Genomic DNA, 18,594 nt, shown 5'->3' on the forward strand with positions numbered 1-18,594 from the left:
CGCACAACGAAAAAAGGACCCGCATCGCCTCAGCCGCGACCCGGTCTGGATGATTCCAGCACGGGCCGCGGCTGAGGGGAAAACTGTGCGGTTACGGGATTCAGGCTCCCGCGACCGCGCGCAGCCGGACATCGGCGCGTCGTTCGGCTGCGGCGTCCGCATCCGACTTGGCGCGCTCCAGTGCCCGCTCCGCCCGCTGGACGTCGATCTCGTCAGCGAGCTCGGCGATCTCGGCCAGCAGCGACAACTTGTTGTCCGCGAACGAGATGAAACCGCCGTGCACCGCGGCGACGACGGTCCCGCCCTCGCTGGTGCGGATGGTCACCGGGCCCGATTCCAGCACGCCGAGAAGCGGCTGGTGACCGGGCATGACGCCGATGTCGCCGGACGTGGTGCGGGCGACGACCAGGGTGGCCTCGCCGGACCAGACACTACGGTCCGCCGCGACCAGCTCGACGTGCAGCTCAGCAGCCATAGTGGCTCCTCGGGTCACCACCCGGCGGTCGCGCCGGGTGTTGGGTCGAATTCTAATGGGCGTGGGGAGAGGGACGGGACGCACCCGGCCCTCTCCGGGCGATCGGGTCGGCCGCGCGGCCCGGTTTCCCGGGGCCGCGGGGCCGTGCCGAATCAGGAGACGCCCAGCTCCTTGGCGTTGGCCTTCAGGTCCTCAAGGCCACCGCAGAGGAAGAACGCCTGCTCCGGGAAGTGGTCGAACTCACCGTCGCAGATCGCGTTGAACGCGGTGATGGACTCGTCCAGGGACACGTCCGACCCGTCGACGCCGGTGAACTGCTTGGCGACGTGGGTGTTCTGCGACAGGAAGCGCTCCACGCGACGGGCGCGGTGCACGACCAGCTTGTCCTCTTCGCCGAGCTCGTCGATGCCGAGGATGGCGATGATGTCCTGGAGGTCCTTGTACTTCTGCAGGATCCCCTTGACACGGGTGGCCGTGGCGTAGTGCTCGGCCGTGATGTAGCGGGGGTCCAGGATCCGGGACGAGGACTCCAGCGGGTCCACGGCCGGGTAGATGCCCTTCTCGGAGATCGGACGGGAGAGAACCGTCGTCGCGTCGAGGTGGGCGAAGGTGGTGGCCGGGGCCGGGTCGGTCAGGTCGTCCGCGGGGACGTAGATCGCCTGCATCGAGGTGATCGAGTGACCGCGGGTCGAGGTGATGCGCTCCTGGAGGATGCCCATCTCGTCGGCCAGGTTCGGCTGGTAGCCCACCGCGGAGGGCATGCGGCCGAGCAGGGTCGACACCTCGGAACCCGCCTGGGTGTACCGGAAGATGTTGTCGATGAAGAAGAGGACGTCCTGCTTCTGGACGTCACGGAAGTACTCCGCCATCGTCAGACCGGCCAGGGCGACGCGCAGACGGGTGCCCGGGGGCTCGTCCATCTGGCCGAAGACCAGGGCGGTCTTGTCGATGACGCCCGAGTCGCTCATCTCCTCGATGAGGTCGTTGCCCTCACGGGTACGCTCACCGACGCCCGCGAACACCGACACACCGTCGTGGTTGTTGGCGACGCGGTAGATCATTTCCTGGATCAGAACGGTCTTGCCGACACCGGCACCACCGAACAGACCGATCTTTCCACCCTTGACGTACGGGGTGAGAAGGTCGATGACCTTGACGCCGGTCTCGAACATCTCGGTCTTCGACTCGAGCTCGTCGAAGTTGGGGGCCTTGCGGTGGATCGCCCAGCGCTCGGTCACCTCGGCGTTGGCCTCGGGGTAGTTCAGCACCTCACCGAGGGTGTTGAACACCTTGCCCTTGGTGAAGTCACCGACGGGCACGGTGATGCCCTTGCCGGTGTCCGTCACCGCGGCCTGGCGGACCAGACCGTCGGTGGGCTGCATGGAGATGGTGCGGACCACGCCGTCACCGAGGTGCTGCGCGACCTCGAGGGTCAGCGTCTTCTGCTTCCCCTCCTCGGCCGGGTCGATGACCTGGACGGTCAGCGCGTTGTAGATCTCCGGCATCGCGTCGACGGGGAACTCCACGTCGACGACCGGGCCGATGACCCGGGCGACGCGGCCCGTGGCAGCGGCCGTCTCAACAGAGGTCGTCATTACTTGTCACTCCCCGCGGTCGCGTCGGCCATGGCGGCTGCGCCACCGACGATCTCGCTGATTTCCTGGGTGATTTCGGACTGGCGCGCCGCATTGGCCAGACGGGACAGGCTCTTGATGAGGTCTCCCGCGTTGTCGGTCGCCGACTTCATCGCACGACGGCGCGCCGCGTGCTCGGAGGCGGCCGCCTGGAGCAGGGCGTTGTAGACCCGGCTCTCGACGTAGCGCGGCAGGAGGGCGTCGAGGACGTCCTCCGCCGAGGGCTCGAACTCGAACAGGGGAAGGATCTCGCCCTTGCCCTCTTCCTTGTTCTTGCCCTCGTCGAGGGTGAGCGGCAGCATCCGGTCGTCCACCGGGTTCTGCGTCATCATCGACACGAATTCCGTGTAGACGATGTGCAGCTCGTCGACCCCGCCCTCGGCCGTCTCCGCGGAGATGGCCTCGATGAGCGGCGCCGCGATCGCCTTCGCGTTCGCGTAGCTGGGGCTGTCGGTGAACCCGGTCCACTTCTCCGCGATCACACGCTCACGGAAGGAGTAGTACGAGACGCCCTTGCGGCCGACGATGTAGGTGTCGACCTCCTTGCCCTCGCCGCGCAGCCGCTCGGTGAGGCGCTCCGCGGCCTTGATGGCGTTGGAGGAGTAGCCGCCGGCCAGACCGCGGTCGCTCGTGAGGAGCAGGACCGCGGCCCGGGCCGGGGCCTCGACCTCGGTGGTGAGCGGGTGCTTGGTGGTGGATCCGGTCGCCACCGCCGTCACCGCGCGGGTGAGTTCGGTCGCGTACGGCGTGGAGGCCGCCACCTGGCGCTGCGCCTTGACGATGCGCGAGGCGGCGATCATCTCCATCGCCTTGGTGATCTTCTTGGTCGCCGTGACGGATCGGATGCGACGCTTGTAGACCCGGAGCTGCGCTCCCATGAGTCAGGTCCCTTCCGTCGTCACTTGCCGGCGGTGGCCGACGCGTCGTCCCCCAGAAGCTGACCGTCCGAGGTCTCGAACTGCTTCTTGAAGTCGGCGATGGCGTCCGCGATGGACTGCAGGGTGTCGTCCGACATCTTCGCGCCCTCGCGGATCGAGGTGAGGAGTTCCTTGCGGTTGATCCGCAGGTTCTCCAGCAGCTCGGTCTCGAAGCGACGGATGTCGTTGACCGGGACGTCGTCCATCTTGCCGGTGGTGCCGGCCCAGACGGAGACGACCTGCTCCTCGACGGGCATGGGGCTGTACTGCGGCTGCTTCAGCAGCTCGACCATGCGCTTGCCGCGCTCCAGGGCGGCCTTGGAGGCCGCGTCCAGATCGGAACCGAAGGCGGCGAACGCCTCCAGCTCGCGGTACTGGGCCAGGTCGAGGCGAAGACGACCGGACACCTGGCGCATGGCCTTGTGCTGGGCCGAGCCACCGACGCGGGAGACCGAGATGCCGACGTTCAGAGCCGGGCGCTGGCCGGCGTTGAACAGGTCGGACTCCAGGAAGCACTGGCCGTCGGTGATGGAGATGACGTTGGTCGGGATGAACGCCGAGACGTCGTTGGCCTTCGTCTCGACGATCGGCAGACCGGTCATCGAGCCCGCGCCCATGTCGTCGGAGAGCTTGGCGCAGCGCTCCAGCAGACGCGAGTGCAAGTAGAAGACGTCACCCGGGTATGCCTCACGGCCCGGCGGGCGGCGCAGCAGCAGGGAAACGGCGCGGTAGGCGTCGGCCTGCTTCGACAGGTCGTCGAAGATGATCAGGACGTGCTTGCCGGCGTACATCCAGTGCTGGCCGATGGCCGAGCCGGTGTACGGCGCCAGGTACTTGAAGCCGGCCGGGTCGGAGGCCGGGGCGGCGACGATGGTCGTGTACTCCAGCGCGCCGGCCTCTTCGAGGGCACCGCGCACGGAGGCGATGGTGGAGCCCTTCTGACCGATGGCGACGTAGATGCAGCGGACCTGCTTGTTCACGTCGCCGGAGCGCCAGTTGTCGCGCTGGTTGATGATCGTGTCGACGGCCAGGGCGGTCTTGCCCGTCTGGCGGTCGCCGATGACCAGCTGACGCTGACCGCGGCCGATCGGCACCATGGCGTCGATGGCCTTGTAGCCGGTCTGCATCGGCTCGTGGACCGACTTGCGGACCATGACGCCCGGGGCCTGCAGTTCGAGGGCGCGGCGGCCCTCGGTCGCGATCTCGCCGAGGCCGTCGATCGGGTTGCCGAGCGGGTCGACCACGCGGCCGAGGTAACCCTCGCCCACGCCCACCGAGAGGACCTCACCGGTGCGCTGCACCGGCTGCCCCTCCTCGACGCCGCTGAACTCGCCGAGGACGATCGCACCGATCTCGCGCTCCTCGAGGTTGAGGGCGAGACCGAGGGTGCCGTCCTCGAACTTCAGCAGCTCGTTCGCCATGGCGGAGGGCAGGCCCTCCACCTTCGCGATGCCGTCGCCGGCAACGCTGACCGTACCGACCTCCTCGCGCGAGGCCGCGTCCGGCTGGTACGACTGGACAAAGGTCTCCAGCGCGTCCCGGATCTCCTCCGGCCGGATCGTGAGCTCCGCCATCTGGGTTCCCTGCTCTCCTTGTTGGGCCCGAAGTTTCTTAGGGGTCTGGGGGCGACCCCCAGGAATCTTCCGCAAGTTCTGCACGGCCCAACCGGGCCGCTGAAATGCTTGTTCTGTTGGTGGCGCGGGTCAGCCGGCCATGCGTCGGGATGCCTCGGAGAGGCGTTCCGCGATGCTGCCGTTGATGACCTCGTCGCCGACCCGCACCACGATCCCGCCGAGGACCGCGGGGTCCACGTCGAGGTTGAGGTGCATCTGGCGGCCGTACAGCGACGCCAGGGCCGCGCCGAGGCGCTGCTTCTGGGTGTCGGTGAGCGGCACCGCGCTGACCACGGTCGCGACCGTGCGGTCGCGGCGCTCGGCCGCGAGCGTGGAGAGGGACTCCAGGCCCGCTTCCAGGCTACGGCCCCGCGGGTGCGTGACCAGACGCGTGACCAGACGGGTGGTCGTGGCGTCCGCGCGACCGCCGAGGAGGCTGCGCAGCAGCTCGCCCTTGGCGGCGGTGGTCGCCGTCTTGTCCGTCAGGGCGGCCCGCAGGCCGGTGTTGGAGGAGACGATCCGCCCGAAGCGGAACAGTTCGTCCTCCACGTCGTCCAGCGTTCCGGCCTTCTGCGCGGCGGTGAGGTCGGCGGTGTTCGCCAGCTCCTCCAACGCGTCGACCAGGTCGCGGGACTGCGACCAGCGCGAGCGGACCGTGCCGGCCACCAGGTCACGGGTGGTCCCGTCGACCTGGCCCGCCAGCAGGCGCCCGACCAGCTCGGCCTTGGCCTCGCCGGACTGCGCCGGGTCGGTGATGACCCGACGCAGCGAGACCTCACGGTCGAGCAGCGCGGTGACGGCGGCCAGCTCGCCGGCGAGCTTCGCCGCGTCGACGGACGTGTTGTCCGTCAGCGCGTCGAGACGCTCGCGGGCGGCGTGCAGCGCCTCGCGGCTCGCTCCGTTCATCGGACGGCCTCGGTCTTCGACTCGAGGTCGTCGAGGAAGCGGTCGATGGTGCGGCTCTGTCGGGCGTGGTCCTCGAGGGACTCGCCGACGAGCTTGCCGGCCAGGTCGGTGGCGAGCTTGCCCACGTCCTGGCGCAGGGCCGCGGCAGCGGCCTTGCGGTCGGCCTCGATCTGGGCGTGACCGGCGGCGATGATCTCCTCACGCTGCCGCTGGCCCTCTGCGCGCAGTTCATCCTTGAGCGCAGTGCCCTGCTCCAGGGCCTCCTGGCGCAGGCGCGCGGCCTCGTGACGAGCCTCGGCGAGCTGGGCCTTGTACTGCTCCAGAACGCTTTCGGCCTCGATCTTGGCCGCGTCGGCCTTCTCGATGCCACCCTCGATGGCCTCGCGACGCTCGTCCAGAACCTTGTTGATGTTCGGGAGGAGCTTCTTGGCGAGGAAACCGAAGACGATGACAAAGGCGATGAGGCCGATGACGAGCTCGGGAATCGGCGGGATGAGGGGGTTTTCAGCCTCCCCGGCCGCGAGCTGAACCAGAGGGTTCACATCAGTGCCTTCCGTCTGAGGTGTTGTTCGCTACCGCGATCAGGAGGTCGGGTAGACGAACGGCATGACCAGACCGATGAGGGCGAGCGCCTCACAGAAGGCGAAGCCGAGGATCTGGTTGGCACGGATCAGGCCGGCGGCCTCGGGCTGGCGGGCCAGGGCCTGGGTGCCGTTGCCGAAGATGATGCCGACGCCGACGCCGGGGCCGATGGCGGCGAGGCCGTAGCCGATGGAGCCGAGGTTGCCCTTGATTTCGACGCCGGCGGCGAGGGTCTGCGCGAGAGCGGACATGCCCGTTCTTCCTTCTCTTTCATGGACCGGTGGGGGTTGGCCACCGGACGACCGTTGGTTTGGGGGTGGGGCCGTTGATCAGTGGTGCTCGGCGACGGCGCCCTGGAGGAAGCTGCAGGCGAGCAGTACGAAGACGTACGCCTGGACAGCCTGGATGAAGAGCTCGAAGGCGGTCATCACGATGACCATCACGAACGACACGCCGGCGTAGGCGATGCCGATGCCGTTGAGCAGGTACCAGCTGGCGATGGTGAACAGCAGCAGCAGGGTGTGCCCGGCGAACATGTTCGCGAAGAGACGGACCGCGTGGGTGAACGGCCGGACGATGACGTTCGAGAAGAACTCGATGAGCATGACCAGCGGCAGGATCCCGCCGAGGTTCTTGTCGTAGCCGGTGAGGTTCTTCAGGCCGCCCACGAAACCGTGGCGCTTGAAGGTCACCGACATCCACATCACGTAGATGATGAGTGCGAGCGCGGCCGGGTACGCGATCACCGAGGTGACCGGGAACTGCGCGAGCGGGATGATCGACCAGAGGTTCAGGATCCAGACGAAGAAGAACGTCGCGACCATGAAGGGGACGTACTTCTCGCCTTCCTTCTTGCCCATCGTCTCGTAGACGATTCCGGTGCGCACGAAGTCGTAACCGGCTTCGGCGACCATCTGCAGCTTCCCCGGCACGACCTTCGGCTTGCGGAAGGCGGCCCAGAAGAAACCGACGATGATGACGGTTCCGAGCAGGGCGAGCAGCATCGTCTTGTTGAAGTAGACGCTGCCGCCGAGTTCGCCGACGATCGGCTCGAACAGGAACGAGTGCAAGCCGGGAGCCGGAAAGCCACAGCCGTCGAAGATGTGGCAATCGGTCTCGAAGGCGAGCACCTGCGTCGGATCAGCACTCACCGCGGGCTCCTTCAGCGTGGCGCATGGGTACGGCAACCTCGTTGTGTCGGCGCGGATCTGGGCCGCGGTTCGGCACGGGACTGGACTTACGGATGTGGGGGCGGCCGGCAGGCGTGAAACCTCGCGCCGTCACCGGCGCCGGCTCCGGCTCGGATGCCTCGGCCCGCGATGCCGCAGTTGGCACCGGACGATAGCAGCATCTCGAACGAGCACTTATCCCGCCCCTACCCTTCACGACGAGGACCCCGTGTTTCCGGGCTTGCCGGTCTTGTCGGCGTCGGTTTCGACGTAGAGGATCTTCGCCTTCATGTGCGCCCGGGCCTGCGCTCCGACCCAGACGAGGGTCGAGACGACGAGCACGATCGCGAAGGCGCGGGGGTTGAACAGCGTCGTGTCCCTGAACACGGCGACGAAGACGAACAGCAACAGGATCTGGACCGTGTAGAGGGCCAATCCCATCATCTGGAACAAATGCGGGAGTTTGCGCGCGGTTCGTTGCAGGGCGACGAAGCCGCTCCCCATGAAGAGCATGACGATCACGCACCCGAAGACGGCGCCCAGGGCCCCCTTGCCACCCGCGACGACACCGCTGACGATCGCGGCGACTACGCCGGCGGCAGCGGTGGGCACGACTGTGTGCAGGAGGGATCGGAGGTCGTCAGACCGCATGATGCTGGGCTCCGCTTGTGGTGGGGGTACGTGACTCGTACGGGACGAGCGTAAGCCCGGTCCGAGACTGGACCTCGGGCCAATGGACCGTCGCACTACGGTCCTTCGGCTCTATCGCCGGGTTTAGTGAACGGTATCACAAACTATTTGATGAGAGCTTTACCTGGTTGGTGTGCTTACCGTCACACATGAGAGTGACCATGCGCGGGTGTGCACCGGCGCTCACTCTAACGTCTGGTATACGCGAATCGATCCCGATTCGTCAGCGGGACGATCCGGCCTTACGTCGGTCGGGAAAGCGCGAACGGGGGCCTACCGCGGTCGCTCCGTTGACGCCCGAGACACCGGCCCGCCGCCCGGAGGTCGACGTTCCACCGCCGGGAGTTCCCGGAACCGACACCGGCGCCCCCGACTCCGCTTCCCCGTCGGCCCCTTCGGCACCCACGCCCACCGGCACCGGCGTTCCGCTTGCGGCCCCGGCGACCCCCGTCACGGGCTCCCCCGCGACCACCCGACGACGCCGGTAGCGCGGCGGCACGACCCGCTGCGCCCACCTCGGCGCGCGCGGGGTGAAACGCGGCATCAACAACAGGATCATCCCCAGCGCGCTCAGCGCCGCGATGACGAACACGATCCACATCGAGGCGGAATGCACCGAATAGGACACCGTCCCGAATGCGATGAGCGCCGACCAGAAATACATGATGAGCACCGCGCGACTGTGGGAATGTCCGATCTCCAGAAGTCGGTGGTGCAGGTGTCCGCGGTCCGCCGCGAACGGGGATTTCCCGTTCCAGGTCCGTCGCACGATCGCCGACAACAGGTCCGCCATCGGAATCGCGATGATGGTCAGCGGGAGCAGAAGCGGAATGAAGACGGGCAGCATCGCGTGGGTCGCGCCGCGCTCGCCGCTCGCGAAGAGGGCCATCGCGTCCGGGTCCACCTGACCCGTGATCGAGATCGCGCCGGCCGCCAGGACCAGGCCGATCAGCATCGAACCGGAGTCCCCCATGAAGATCCGCGCCGGGTGCATGTTGTGCGGCAGGAAGCCCACGCACATGCCCACCAGGATGGCCGCGAAGAGGGTGGCCGGCGCCGCCGCCTCGATCCCGTAGCCGAACCAGATCCGGTACGCGTACATGAAGAACGCCGCCGCCGCGATGCACACCATGCCCGCCGCGAGCCCGTCGAGCCCGTCCACGAAGTTCACCGCGTTGATCGTGATCACGACCAGGGCCACCGTCAGCAGGCTGCTCTGCCACTCGCTGGGCAGGTACGTGCCCACCCCGGGGATCGGCAGGTAGAGCACCGTCAGGCCCTGGATCACCATCACGCCGGCCGCGATCATCTGCGCGCCCAGCTTGATCAGCGCGTCCAGTTCGAACTTGTCGTCCAGCACGCCGATCAGCCAGATCAGCGCCGCCCCCGACAGCAGGGCCCGCGGTTCGTTGGAGAGGTGGAAGACCCCCGCCAGGTTCGGCAGCTGCGCCGCCACCAGCAGACCGGCGCACAATCCGCCGAACATGGCGATCCCGCCGAGGCGCGGCGTCGGCTCGCGGTGCACGTCCCGGGCGCGGATCGCGGGCATCGCCCCGATGGCGATGGCGAACTTCCGCACCGGTCCGGTGAGCAGATACGTCACCGCCGCCGTGACACAGAGCGTCAGCAGGTATTCACGCACGGGCTGCCCCAGGTTCGTCGCCGGCTTCTTCAGCCCCACACATTAGCCGTGCGGGCATCTCCGGCGAGGACGCGCGTCTACCCGTCCCGGGTTCCTGCACGCCTTCCCTCCCCGATCAGGCCCCATACGGAGGAAACCGCAGGGCCAGCCCGGTGACCTCGGAACGCACCCGGGCGACGGCCTGCGGGTCGGTCGCGCGCAGCGCCTCCCCGCACAGCGCCCCGATCCGGACCATCTCCGCCTCCCCCATCCCCTGGGTGGTGACGGCGGCCGTGCCCAGTCGCAGTCCGCGCCGTTCCCCGTAGGGCAGCGCGCACGTGTCCAGGACCATGCCGGCCGCCGCGAGCCGGCCGCGCGCGGTGGGCCCGTCCAGGCCCAGGGGGCCGGCGTCGGCGGCGACGATGTGGGTGTCGGTGCCCCCGGTGGTGACCTCCGCGCCGGCCGCCGCGAGGGCGGCGGCGAGGGTGCGGGCGTTGGCCACGACCCGGTGCGCGTACCCCGCGAACGCCGGGGTCGCCGCCTCCCCGAAGGCGACGGCCTTGGCGGCCACCGTGTGCATGTGGGCGCCGCCCTCGATGAAGGGGAAGACCGCGCGGTCGATCCGTTCGGCCAGCTCCTCCCCGCACAGCACCAGCCCGCCCCGGGGGCCGCGCAGCACCTTGTGGGTGGTGCCGACGACCACGTCCGCGTACGGCACCGGGCTCGGCGCGGCCCCGCCCGCGATCAGGCCGAGCGGGTGCGCGGCGTCCGCGATGAGGTGGGCGCCGACCTCGTCGGCGATCTCGCGGAACGCCGCCCAGTCGGGGTGGCGGGGGTAGGAGATCGAGCCGGCGACGATGGCCTTGGGACGGTGCACGTGGGCGAGGGTGCGGACCTGGTCGAGGTCGATCAGGCCGGTCTCGGGGTCGAGCCCGTAGCCGACGAAGGCGAACCAGCGGCCGGAGAAGTTGGCCGGCGAGCCGTGGGTGAGGTGCCCGCCCTGCGGCAGGGCCATGGCCAGCACGGTGTCCCCGGGGCGCAGCAGGGCCGCGTAGGCGGCGAGCACGGCGGCGGAACCGGAATGCGGCTGGACGTTGGCGTGGGCGGCCCCGAAGAGGGCCTTGGCCCGGTCCACGGCGATCCGCTCGATCAGGTCCGCGTACTCGCACCCGCCGTGGTGCCGGGCGCCGGGATAGCCCTCGGCGTACTTGTTGGCGAGGGTGGAGCCCAGGGCGGCCAGGACCGCCGGGGAGGCGAAGTTCTCGGCGGCCACCAGTTGCAGGGTGTCGGCCTGCCGGCGGGCCTCGCCGGCCAGCAGGTCGGCGATCTCGGGGTCCGCGCGGCGCAGCGCCTCCGGGTCGGCGCCGGGGGTGAGCTCGGTGGGGGCGGTGACGCTCATGGCGGGACTCCCGCGCGAGAGGGGGCTACCGGGTACGCCCCACTGTAGGCGGGCGCGCGCGCGCGCGCGGCGGTCCTCAGGGGCGGGGCGTGACGCCGGTGAGCGCGGTCACCACCGGGTCGAGGGCCTGGTTGATCTCGTCGCCGATGGAGCGGAAGAAGGTGATGGGCGCGCCGTACGGGTCGTGGACCTCGTCGGCGTCGACGGAGGGCGCGAGCAGCCAGCCGCGCAGCGCGGCGGCGGCCCTGACCAGGGCGCGGGCGCGTTCGACGACGCCCTCGCCGGGGGGCGGCAGGGTGGCGGGGTCTATGGCCCGCACCAGCCGGGTGAACTCCTTGAGGGTGAAGGTGCGCAGGCCCGCGGAGTGGCCCATGGAGATGACCTGGGCGCGGTGGTCGCGGGTGGCGGTGAGGACGAGGTCGGCGTGGATGACGTGCTCGTCGAGGAGTTCGCGGCCCACGAAGCCGAGGGGGTCGGCGCCGAAGTCGGCGAGGACGGTGGCGGCGTGGGCCTCCATGGGGGCGCCCTCGTGGCCCCAGGTGCCGGCGCTCTCCACGATGAGGCCGCTGGCGAGGCTCTCGCCGAGGCGGCCGGTCAGGGCGTGCCGGGTCAGCCGCTCCGTGATCGGGGAGCGGCAGACGTTGCCGGTGCTGACGTGGAGTATGCGGAAGGTGTCCCCGACGGCCTCGGCCGTCGGGTGGCCCATTGCTATGCCACGCCCCTGAGGGCTCACGAAGCCACCTCGAGGTCGGGGACGACCTCCCGGAGCTGTGCGGCGGTCAGGGCGCCCTCGCGGAGCAGGACGGGGACCTTGCCGGTGACGTCGACGATGGAGGAGGGCTCGATGCCGGGGGTGGGGCCGCCGTCGAGGTAGACGGAGACGGCGTCGCCGAGCATGGTGCGGGCGGCCTCGCAGTCCTCGGGGGCGGGGTGGCCGCTGAGGTTGGCGGAGGAGACGGCCATCGGGCCGACCTCGGTGAGCAGCTCGATCGCGACGGGGTGCAGGGGCATGCGGACGGCGACGGTGCCGCCGGTCTCGCCGAGGTCCCAGGCCAGGGAGGGCTGGTGGCGGGCCACGAGGGTGAGGGCGCCGGGCCAGAAGGCGTCCACGAGTTCCCAGGCGTGTTCGGTGAAGTCGGTGACCAGGCCGTGCAGGGTGTTCGGGGAGCCGATGAGCACGGGCACGGGCATGCCGCGGCCGCGGCCCTTGGCGGCGAGCAGGTCGGCGACGGCCTCGGAGCTGAAGGCGTCCGCGCCGATCCCGTACAGGGTGTCGGTGGGGAGCACCACGAGCTCGCCGCGGCGGACGGCGGACGCGGCCTCGCGCAGACCCGTCTTGCGGTCGGTCGCGTCGTTGCAATCGTATCGCCGGGCCATCAGCGGGCCTCCTCGTGCGGAGTGGGGGCGGCAGGAAGGGTGGGCGCGCCGGTCACGGGCGGGCCTTGCGGGCGGTGGCGAAGCGGGGGCGCTTGTTGAGGTCGGGGTGGTCCGCCGCGTCGGCCCAGCCCTGTTCCTCGTTGAACAGCCACGGCACCTGGCCGCCCTGGGTGTCGGCGTGCTCGATGACGACGATGCCGCCGGGGCGGAGCAGCCGGTGGGCGGTGCGTTCGATGCCCCGGATGGTGTCGAGGCCGTCCTCGCCGGAGAAGAGGGCCATCTCCGGGTCGTGGTCGCGGGCCTCGGGGGCAACGTACTCCCACTCGGTGAGCGGGATGTAGGGGGGGTTGGAGATGACGAGGTCGACCTGGCCGTCGAGCTCGGGCAGGGCGCTGAGGGCGTCGCCCTGGTGGACGGTGACGCGGGAGCCCTCGGCGTTCTTGCGGGTCCACACGAGGGCGTCCTCGGAGAGCTCCACGGCGTGCACGCGCGAGCGGGGCACCTCCTGGGCCATGGCCAGGGCGATGGCGCCGGAGCCGGTGCACAGGTCGACGATGAGGGGTTCGGCCACGTCGAGGGCGCGGACGGCCTGTATGGCCCAGTCGACCACGGACTCGGTCTCGGGGCGGGGCACGAAGACCCCGGGGCCGACCTGGAGCTCCAGGTAGCGGAAGAAGGCGCGGCCGGTGATGTGCTGGAGGGGTTCGCGGGCCTCGCGGCGCGCGATGGCCTCCCAGTAGCGGGCGTCGAAGTCGGCGTCCTTGACGGTGTGCAGGGCACCTCGCTTGACCCCGTGGACGTAGGCCGCGAGCTCCTCGGCGTCGAAACGCGGTGAGGGCACGCCGGCGGCGGCCAGCCGCTGGGTGGCCTGGGCCACCTCCGCGAGCAGCAAGTTCACGCTGGTCCTCCGGTGCTGGTCGTACGGGGTCCTGGAGTGCGTACGCTACTGCGCGGCCGCGAGCTTGGCGGCGGAGTCGGCGTCCACGCATGCCTGGATGACGGGGTCGAGCTCGCCGTCGAGGACCTGGTCGAGGTTGTACGCCTTGAAGCCGACGCGGTGGTCGGAGATGCGGTTCTCCGGGAAGTTGTACGTGCGGATCTTCTCGGAGCGGTCGACGGTGCGGACCTGGCTGCGGCGGGCGTCGGCGGCCTCGAGGTCGGCGGCCTCCTGGGCGGCGGCGAGCAGCCGGGACCGCAGGATGCGCATGGCCTGCTCCTTGTTCTGGAGCTGGCTCTTCTCGTTCTGGCAGGAGGCGACCACGCCGGTGGGCAGGTGGGTGATGCGGACGGCGGAGTCGGTGGTGTTCACGGACTGGCCGCCGGGGCCCGAGGAGCGGTACACGTCGATGCGCAGGTCGTTGGGGTTGACCTCGACCTCGACCTCCTCGGCCTCCGGGGTGACGAGCACGCCGGCGGCGGAGGTGTGGATGCGGCCCTGGGACTCGGTGGCGGGGACGCGCTGCACGCGGTGCACGCCGCCCTCGTACTTCAGGCGGGCCCAGACGCCCTGGCCGGGCTCGGTGGCGCCCTGGCCGCCCTTGGTCTTCACGGCGACCTGGACGTCCTTGTAGCCGCCGAGCTCGGACTCGGTGGCGTCGATGATCTCGGCCTTCCAGCCCACGCGCTCGGCGTAGCGGAGGTACATGCGCAGGAGGTCCCCGGCGAACAGGGCGGACTCGTCGCCGCCGGCGCCGGCCTTGATCTCCAGGAGGACGTCCTTGTCGTCGCTGGGGTCGCGGGGGACGAGCAGCAGGCGCAGCTTCTCGGTGAGCTCCTCGCGGTGCGCGGTGAGCTCCTTGACCTCGGCGGCGAAGTCGGGGTCGTCGGCCGCGAACTCCTTGGCGGTCTCGATGTCCTCGGCCGAGGTCTTCCAGGCCCGGAAGGTGGCGACGATCGGGGTCAGCTCGGCGTAGCGCTTGTTGAGCTTGCGCGCGTTGGCCTGATCCGCGTGCACGGCGGGATCGGCGAGCTTCGTCTCGAGGTCGGCGTGTTCGCCGACCAGGTCCTCGACGGCCTCGAACATCTGCGGGCTCCTGGGGTGGAAAACGTGCGGAGATCTGCGCTTGCGGGTCCGCTGGGGATCGGACGACAAAGGCGCCGGCACGGGCACGCTCGCACGGGGCGAGCGTGGCCGAGAACCGGCGCCTGGGTCGCGCTACTTCTTGGCAGCGGCCTTGCCGAAGCGGGCCTCGAAGCGGGCCACGCGGCCACCGGTGTCGAGGATCTTCTGCTTGCCCGTGTAGAACGGGTGGCACTCGGAGCAGACTTCGGCGCGGATGGCGCCGGCCTTCAGGGTGGAGCGGGTGGTGAACGACGCGCCACAGGTGCAGGACACCTGGGTCTCGACGTACTCGGGGTGGATCTCGCGCTTCAAGGTGTCTCCTAGTTTCGGGAGGGCTCCGGGTCGCAGGCACGGAATTGAGCGCTGCGTGAACCGGGGCCGACGAACCAGTCTGCCAGGGCCGGCCCGCCTGTCAAAATTCGACGACGCCCTGCACAACGGGTGCCGGGACGGTTTCATTCCCGGCACCCGTGCGGGGTTCCCGCGGGGTGACGCGGAGCGACGGGATCAGGGCTTCACGTACTCGCCGGCCTTGCCCTTGTCCCCCTCGGAGGCGGCGGTGGCCTCGGCCGGGATCGGGCGGTCGGCGCGCAGCGCGTCCCAGACCATGGCGGTCTCGGCGTCGAGGGGGACGACCCGGTTGGGGTCGCGGGTGTCGGCCCTGACCGGCAGCGTGATCATGGTGAGGTCCTCGGCGTCGATGCCGCCGAGGCCCTTCGCGAAGCTCAGCAGGGAGTTCACGTCGCCCAGGGCCTTGTCGGTGGTGACGGCCTTGGTGGCGGTGTCGGCGAGGCCGTAGAGGCGGGTCGGGCTGTCGAACAGGCCGATCTGCTTGACCTGCTTGATCAGGGCCTTCATGAACGCCTGCTGGAGCTGGATGCGCCCGAGGTCGCTGCCGTCGCCGACGCTCTTGCGGGTGCGGACCAGACCGAGGGACTGCTCGCCGTCGAGCCGGTGGGTGCCGGGGGCGAGGTTCAGGTGGCTGGCGCCGTCCTTGATGGGCTTGGTCGTGGTGACCTCGACCCCGCCGAGGGCGTCGACGATCTTCTTGAAGCCGACGAAGTCGACCTCGATGTAGTGGTCCATCCGGATCCCGGACATCTGCTCGACGGTCTTGACCGCGCAGGCCGCGCCGCCGACGGTGAAGGACTCGTTGAACATCTTGCGCGGGCCGCCCGGGTCGGTGCCGCCGCCGTCGGTGGCACAGGCCGGCCGGGTGACGAGGGTGTCGCGCGGTATGGATATGACGGAGGCCGTCTTGCGGCCCTCGTAGAGGTGGACGATCATCGCGGTGTCCGCGCGGGCCGAGCCCCCGTCGTCCTGCCCGTACTCGCCGTTGTCGCCCCCGCGCGAGTCGGAGCCGAGGACCAGCAGGTCCAGGGAGCCGTTGTCGACGTTCTCGGGGCGGTCCTTGCCGAGCAGGGCGTCGATGTCCACGCTCTTGAGGTTGTCGTTGAGCTTGGCCCACAGGGTGCCCAGTCCGCCGCCGCCCAGGACCAGCACCGCGGCGGCGGTCCAGCCGACCACCGCGAGTCCCTTGCGTTTGCGCGGCACGGAGTGCCCGGCGCCTTCCCTTGCCCGTTTGCCCCGCGCGCCCATCGCCCCTCAGCTCCGTTTCCCGTCGTGGTTCTCGTCAACGTGCGGCGACTTTCGGTCGCTTCTTCCCCCCACACTCGTCCGCAACCGAAGACGGTCGGCGCGGGGTTCGGGTTCCCCTGACGGGGCCCCGACCGGCGCGTGTGGCGAAGGTCGCACCCCGCCGCGCCCCCGTGACGCGCCACCGCCCCCGCTCGCACGGGGGCGAACGGGGGCGGTGGCGGCGGTCCGACGAGGAGCGCCCGAGGTCAGTCGTTGTTGCCCGACGGGGTCGTCTTGGCGATCTGCATCAGGAACTCGGCGTTGGACTTCGTCTGCTTCATCTTGTCGAGGAGCAGCTCGATCGCCTGCTGCGAGTCGAGGGCGTGCAGCACCCGACGCAGCTTCCAGACGATGCTCAGCTCCTCGCTGTTGAGGAGGATCTCCTCCTTGCGGGTGCCCGAGGGGTCCACGTCCACGGCCGGGAAGATGCGCTTGTCGGCGAGCTTCCGGTCGAGCTTGAGCTCCATGTTGCCGGTGCCCTTGAACTCCTCGAAGATCACCTCGTCCATGCGCGAGCCGGTCTCGACCAGCGCGGTGGCCAGGATGGTCAGCGAGCCGCCGTCCTCGATGTTGCGCGCGGCACCGAAGAAGCGCTTCGGCGGGTACAGCGCGGTCGAGTCGACACCACCGGACAGGATGCGGCCGGAGGCGGGCGCCGCGAGGTTGTACGCGCGGCCCAGACGGGTGATGGAGTCGAGCAGGACGACCACGTCGTGACCCAGCTCCACGAGGCGCTTGGCGCGCTCGATGGCCAGCTCGGCGACGGTGGTGTGGTCCTCGGCCGGGCGGTCGAAGGTCGAGGAGATGACCTCGCCCTTGACCGACCGCTGCATGTCGGTGACCTCTTCCGGACGCTCGTCGACCAGGACGACCATCAGGTGGCACTCGGGGTTGTTGTGCGTGATCGCGTTGGCGATGGCCTGCATGATCATGGTCTTGCCGGTCTTCGGCGGGGCCACGATCAGACCGCGCTGGCCCTTGCCGATGGGCGAGACGAGGTCGATGATGCGGGTCGTCAGCACGCCCGGGTCGGTCTCCAGGCGGAGCCGGTCCTGGGGGTAGAGCGGGGTCAGCTTGTTGAACTCGGGGCGACCGCGGCCGGACTCCGGCGCCATCCCGTTGACCGAGTCCAGGCGGACCAGCGCGTTGAACTTCTCGCGGCGCTCGCCGTCCTTCGGCTGCCGCACGGCGCCGGTGACGTGGTCGCCCTTGCGCAGGCCGCTCTTGCGGACCTGGGCCAGGGAGACGTACACGTCGTTCGGGCCGGGCAGGTAGCCGGAGGTCCGGATGAAGGCGTAGTTGTCGAGGATGTCGAGGATGCCGGCGACCGGGATCAGCACGTCGTCGTCGGCGACCTGCGGCTCGTTCGGACCGAACTCGTCGCGCCCGCGACGCCCGCGGCGGTCGCGGTAGCGGCCCCGACGGCCGCGGCGGCCGTTCTCGTCGTCGAACTCGTCGAGCGGACCGTTGTCACGGTTGTCGCGGTTGTCGCGGCTGTCACGGTTGTCGCGGCCCTGGTTGCCCTGGCCCTGCTGCTGACCCTGACGGCCCTGACGGCCCTGACGGTCGCCGTCCTGGCCCTGTCGGCCGCCCTGCTGGCCCTGTCCCTGGCCCTGACCCTGCTGCTGGCCCTGGCCGGACTGGCCCTGACCCGCCTGGCCCTGGCCGGACTGACCCTGCTCCTCGCCCTTGGCGCGGTCACGGCGGTCCCGACGGTCCCGGCGGTCACGACGGCCGCGGCCCTCGCCGGCCTCCTGGCCGGGGGCCTCGGCGGTCTTGGGCTCGGGCTGCGCGACGACGGCGGCCTCGGCCTTGGCCGGGGCGGCGGTCTTCGCCGCGACCTTCGGCTCGACGGTGACGGCGGCGGAGGCGCCCTCGGGGCTGCCGGAGGGGGCGGTGGCGCGACGGCGACGGCGCTCGGCGACCGGCTGGTCGTCGGAGGCGGCCGGGGCCGGGATCTCGATCTGCTGCTGCGCGGCGGCGACCGGGGCCTCGGCGGCGGGCTCGCCCGTGCGGGCCTTGCTGGTGGTGCGACGCTTCGGCTTGGCCTCGGCCGCGTCGGCGGCGGGGGCGGCCTTCGGGGCGCCGGAAGATGCCTGCGCCTCCTTGATGACCTCGATCAGCTGGCTCTTGCGCATCCGGGCGGTGCCGCGGATGCCGAGGCCGGAGGCCACCTGCTGCAGCTCGGCCAGGACCATGCCCTCAAGGCCGGTGCCGGAACGGCGCCGCTTCGGCGCGGCGGAACCCGCGGCGGGAGCACTGGTGTCGACGGAGGTGTCGGCAGCGCCCATCAGATCGGTGGTGTCGCTCACGAAGGGTCCTTCCCTGGAGCGGACGTCGGCCTGTCTGGCTCGGCGACCGGTTGTGCTGTCCGGCCTCGGTCCTCGTGGTGTGGACCGGCCGGGGCGGTGGTTCGCATGTGTCGCGATGGTTGCCGACAAAGGCGAAGGAGAATGACGTGCGGGATTACGGCGGACAGTCCCCCGCGCTGCGTGGGAATGTGACACGCCG

18 protein-coding genes are annotated in these 18,594 nt (G+C 70.2%); all 18 read right to left on the reverse strand.

Going from position 1 to position 18,594, the window contains the following annotated elements:
- Window positions 1-100: 100 nt before the first annotated feature.
- The 18 genes from ACN20G_RS06475 to rho all read right to left on the reverse strand — a co-directional run bounded on the left by ACN20G_RS06475 (window position 101) and on the right by rho (window position 18,395).
- Window positions 101-475 (reverse strand): F0F1 ATP synthase subunit epsilon, encoded by a 375-nt coding sequence (locus ACN20G_RS06475; protein WP_424211762.1) that lies wholly within the window; start codon window positions 473-475, stop codon window positions 101-103.
- Window positions 476-627: 152 nt separating this feature from the next.
- Entirely contained in the window at window positions 628-2,070 is a 1,443-nt protein-coding gene (gene atpD, locus ACN20G_RS06480; RefSeq protein ID WP_424211763.1) for a F0F1 ATP synthase subunit beta, read from the reverse strand.
- A complete protein-coding gene (locus ACN20G_RS06485) occupies window positions 2,070-2,987 on the reverse strand; it encodes a F0F1 ATP synthase subunit gamma (RefSeq protein WP_424211764.1) in 918 nt (305 codons plus the stop codon). The genes atpD and ACN20G_RS06485 overlap by 1 nt, the downstream gene beginning before the upstream one ends.
- A 20-nt stretch (window positions 2,988-3,007) precedes the next feature.
- Entirely contained in the window at window positions 3,008-4,600 is a 1,593-nt protein-coding gene (atpA, locus tag ACN20G_RS06490; RefSeq protein WP_424211765.1) for a F0F1 ATP synthase subunit alpha, read from the reverse strand.
- Window positions 4,601-4,729: 129 nt separating this feature from the next.
- Window positions 4,730-5,545: a F0F1 ATP synthase subunit delta gene (locus tag ACN20G_RS06495; protein WP_424211766.1), complete on the reverse strand. Its 816-nt coding sequence runs from the start codon at window positions 5,543-5,545 to the stop codon at window positions 4,730-4,732.
- A complete protein-coding gene (locus ACN20G_RS06500) occupies window positions 5,542-6,087 on the reverse strand; it encodes a F0F1 ATP synthase subunit B (protein WP_424211767.1) in 546 nt (181 codons plus the stop codon). Before ACN20G_RS06500 ends, ACN20G_RS06495 begins: the two co-directional genes overlap by 4 nt.
- 39 nt (window positions 6,088-6,126) lie before the next feature.
- Window positions 6,127-6,378, reverse strand: coding sequence for an ATP synthase subunit C (locus ACN20G_RS06505; RefSeq protein ID WP_018535366.1), 252 nt, complete (start codon window positions 6,376-6,378; stop codon window positions 6,127-6,129).
- A gap of 78 nt (window positions 6,379-6,456) precedes the next feature.
- Complete coding sequence (gene atpB, locus ACN20G_RS06510; RefSeq protein WP_424215396.1) at window positions 6,457-7,293, reverse strand: F0F1 ATP synthase subunit A; 837 nt, start codon at window positions 7,291-7,293, stop codon at window positions 6,457-6,459.
- A 216-nt stretch (window positions 7,294-7,509) separates the two neighbouring features.
- Window positions 7,510-7,947 carry a hypothetical protein gene (locus tag ACN20G_RS06515; protein ID WP_424211768.1) on the reverse strand — a complete coding sequence of 146 codons (438 nt, stop codon included), beginning with the start codon at window positions 7,945-7,947 and terminating at the stop codon, window positions 7,510-7,512.
- 262 nt (window positions 7,948-8,209) lie between these two features.
- Window positions 8,210-9,640 carry an MraY family glycosyltransferase gene (locus tag ACN20G_RS06520; RefSeq protein ID WP_424215397.1) on the reverse strand — a complete coding sequence of 477 codons (1,431 nt, stop codon included), beginning with the start codon at window positions 9,638-9,640 and terminating at the stop codon, window positions 8,210-8,212.
- A gap of 103 nt (window positions 9,641-9,743) precedes the next feature.
- Window positions 9,744-11,006 carry a serine hydroxymethyltransferase gene (gene glyA / locus ACN20G_RS06525; RefSeq protein WP_424211769.1) on the reverse strand — a complete coding sequence of 421 codons (1,263 nt, stop codon included), beginning with the start codon at window positions 11,004-11,006 and terminating at the stop codon, window positions 9,744-9,746.
- Window positions 11,007-11,082: 76 nt separating this feature from the next.
- Complete coding sequence (locus tag ACN20G_RS06530) at window positions 11,083-11,712, reverse strand: protein-tyrosine-phosphatase (RefSeq protein WP_424211770.1); 630 nt, start codon at window positions 11,710-11,712, stop codon at window positions 11,083-11,085.
- A gap of 23 nt (window positions 11,713-11,735) precedes the next feature.
- Window positions 11,736-12,383: an L-threonylcarbamoyladenylate synthase gene (locus ACN20G_RS06535; protein WP_424211771.1), complete on the reverse strand. Its 648-nt coding sequence runs from the start codon at window positions 12,381-12,383 to the stop codon at window positions 11,736-11,738.
- Between the two features lie 52 nt (window positions 12,384-12,435).
- Complete coding sequence (gene prmC, locus ACN20G_RS06540) at window positions 12,436-13,281, reverse strand: peptide chain release factor N(5)-glutamine methyltransferase (protein ID WP_424211772.1); 846 nt, start codon at window positions 13,279-13,281, stop codon at window positions 12,436-12,438.
- A 45-nt stretch (window positions 13,282-13,326) separates the two neighbouring features.
- Window positions 13,327-14,406, reverse strand: a complete 1,080-nt coding sequence (prfA, locus tag ACN20G_RS06545) for a peptide chain release factor 1 (protein WP_424211773.1) — start codon at window positions 14,404-14,406, stop codon at window positions 13,327-13,329.
- Between the two features lie 132 nt (window positions 14,407-14,538).
- The gene (gene rpmE, locus ACN20G_RS06550) at window positions 14,539-14,757 is read right to left on the reverse strand and encodes a 50S ribosomal protein L31 (RefSeq protein WP_424211774.1); all 219 of its coding nucleotides are present in this window, start codon (window positions 14,755-14,757) and stop codon (window positions 14,539-14,541) included.
- 195 nt (window positions 14,758-14,952) lie between these two features.
- Window positions 14,953-16,044, reverse strand: coding sequence for an LCP family protein (locus ACN20G_RS06555; RefSeq protein WP_424211775.1), 1,092 nt, complete (start codon window positions 16,042-16,044; stop codon window positions 14,953-14,955).
- Window positions 16,045-16,289: 245 nt separating this feature from the next.
- Entirely contained in the window at window positions 16,290-18,395 is a 2,106-nt protein-coding gene (gene rho, locus ACN20G_RS06560; protein WP_424211776.1) for a transcription termination factor Rho, read from the reverse strand.
- Window positions 18,396-18,594: the final 199 nt, after the last annotated feature.

Origin of the sequence: Streptomyces dryopteridis (genome assembly GCF_049606955.1) — a bacterium.
GTDB lineage: Bacteria > Actinomycetota > Actinomycetes > Streptomycetales > Streptomycetaceae > Streptomyces.

Coding starts and splice junctions, on each gene's coding strand:
- glyA (WP_424211769.1), bottom strand. CDS start 11,006: ATGAGCGTCACCGCCCCCACCGAGCTCACCCCCGGCGCCGACCCGGAG.
- ACN20G_RS06495 (WP_424211766.1), bottom strand. CDS start 5,545: ATGAACGGAGCGAGCCGCGAGGCGCTGCACGCCGCCCGCGAGCGTCTC.
- ACN20G_RS06555 (WP_424211775.1), bottom strand. CDS start 16,044: ATGGGCGCGCGGGGCAAACGGGCAAGGGAAGGCGCCGGGCACTCCGTG.
- ACN20G_RS06475 (WP_424211762.1), bottom strand. CDS start 475: ATGGCTGCTGAGCTGCACGTCGAGCTGGTCGCGGCGGACCGTAGTGTC.
- atpD (WP_424211763.1), bottom strand. CDS start 2,070: ATGACGACCTCTGTTGAGACGGCCGCTGCCACGGGCCGCGTCGCCCGG.
- ACN20G_RS06535 (WP_424211771.1), bottom strand. CDS start 12,383: ATGGCCCGGCGATACGATTGCAACGACGCGACCGACCGCAAGACGGGT.
- ACN20G_RS06485 (WP_424211764.1), bottom strand. CDS start 2,987: ATGGGAGCGCAGCTCCGGGTCTACAAGCGTCGCATCCGATCCGTCACG.
- ACN20G_RS06505 (WP_018535366.1), bottom strand. CDS start 6,378: ATGTCCGCTCTCGCGCAGACCCTCGCCGCCGGCGTCGAAATCAAGGGC.
- ACN20G_RS06515 (WP_424211768.1), bottom strand. CDS start 7,947: ATGCGGTCTGACGACCTCCGATCCCTCCTGCACACAGTCGTGCCCACC.
- ACN20G_RS06530 (WP_424211770.1), bottom strand. CDS start 11,712: ATGGGCCACCCGACGGCCGAGGCCGTCGGGGACACCTTCCGCATACTC.
- atpA (WP_424211765.1), bottom strand. CDS start 4,600: ATGGCGGAGCTCACGATCCGGCCGGAGGAGATCCGGGACGCGCTGGAG.
- prfA (WP_424211773.1), bottom strand. CDS start 14,406: ATGTTCGAGGCCGTCGAGGACCTGGTCGGCGAACACGCCGACCTCGAG.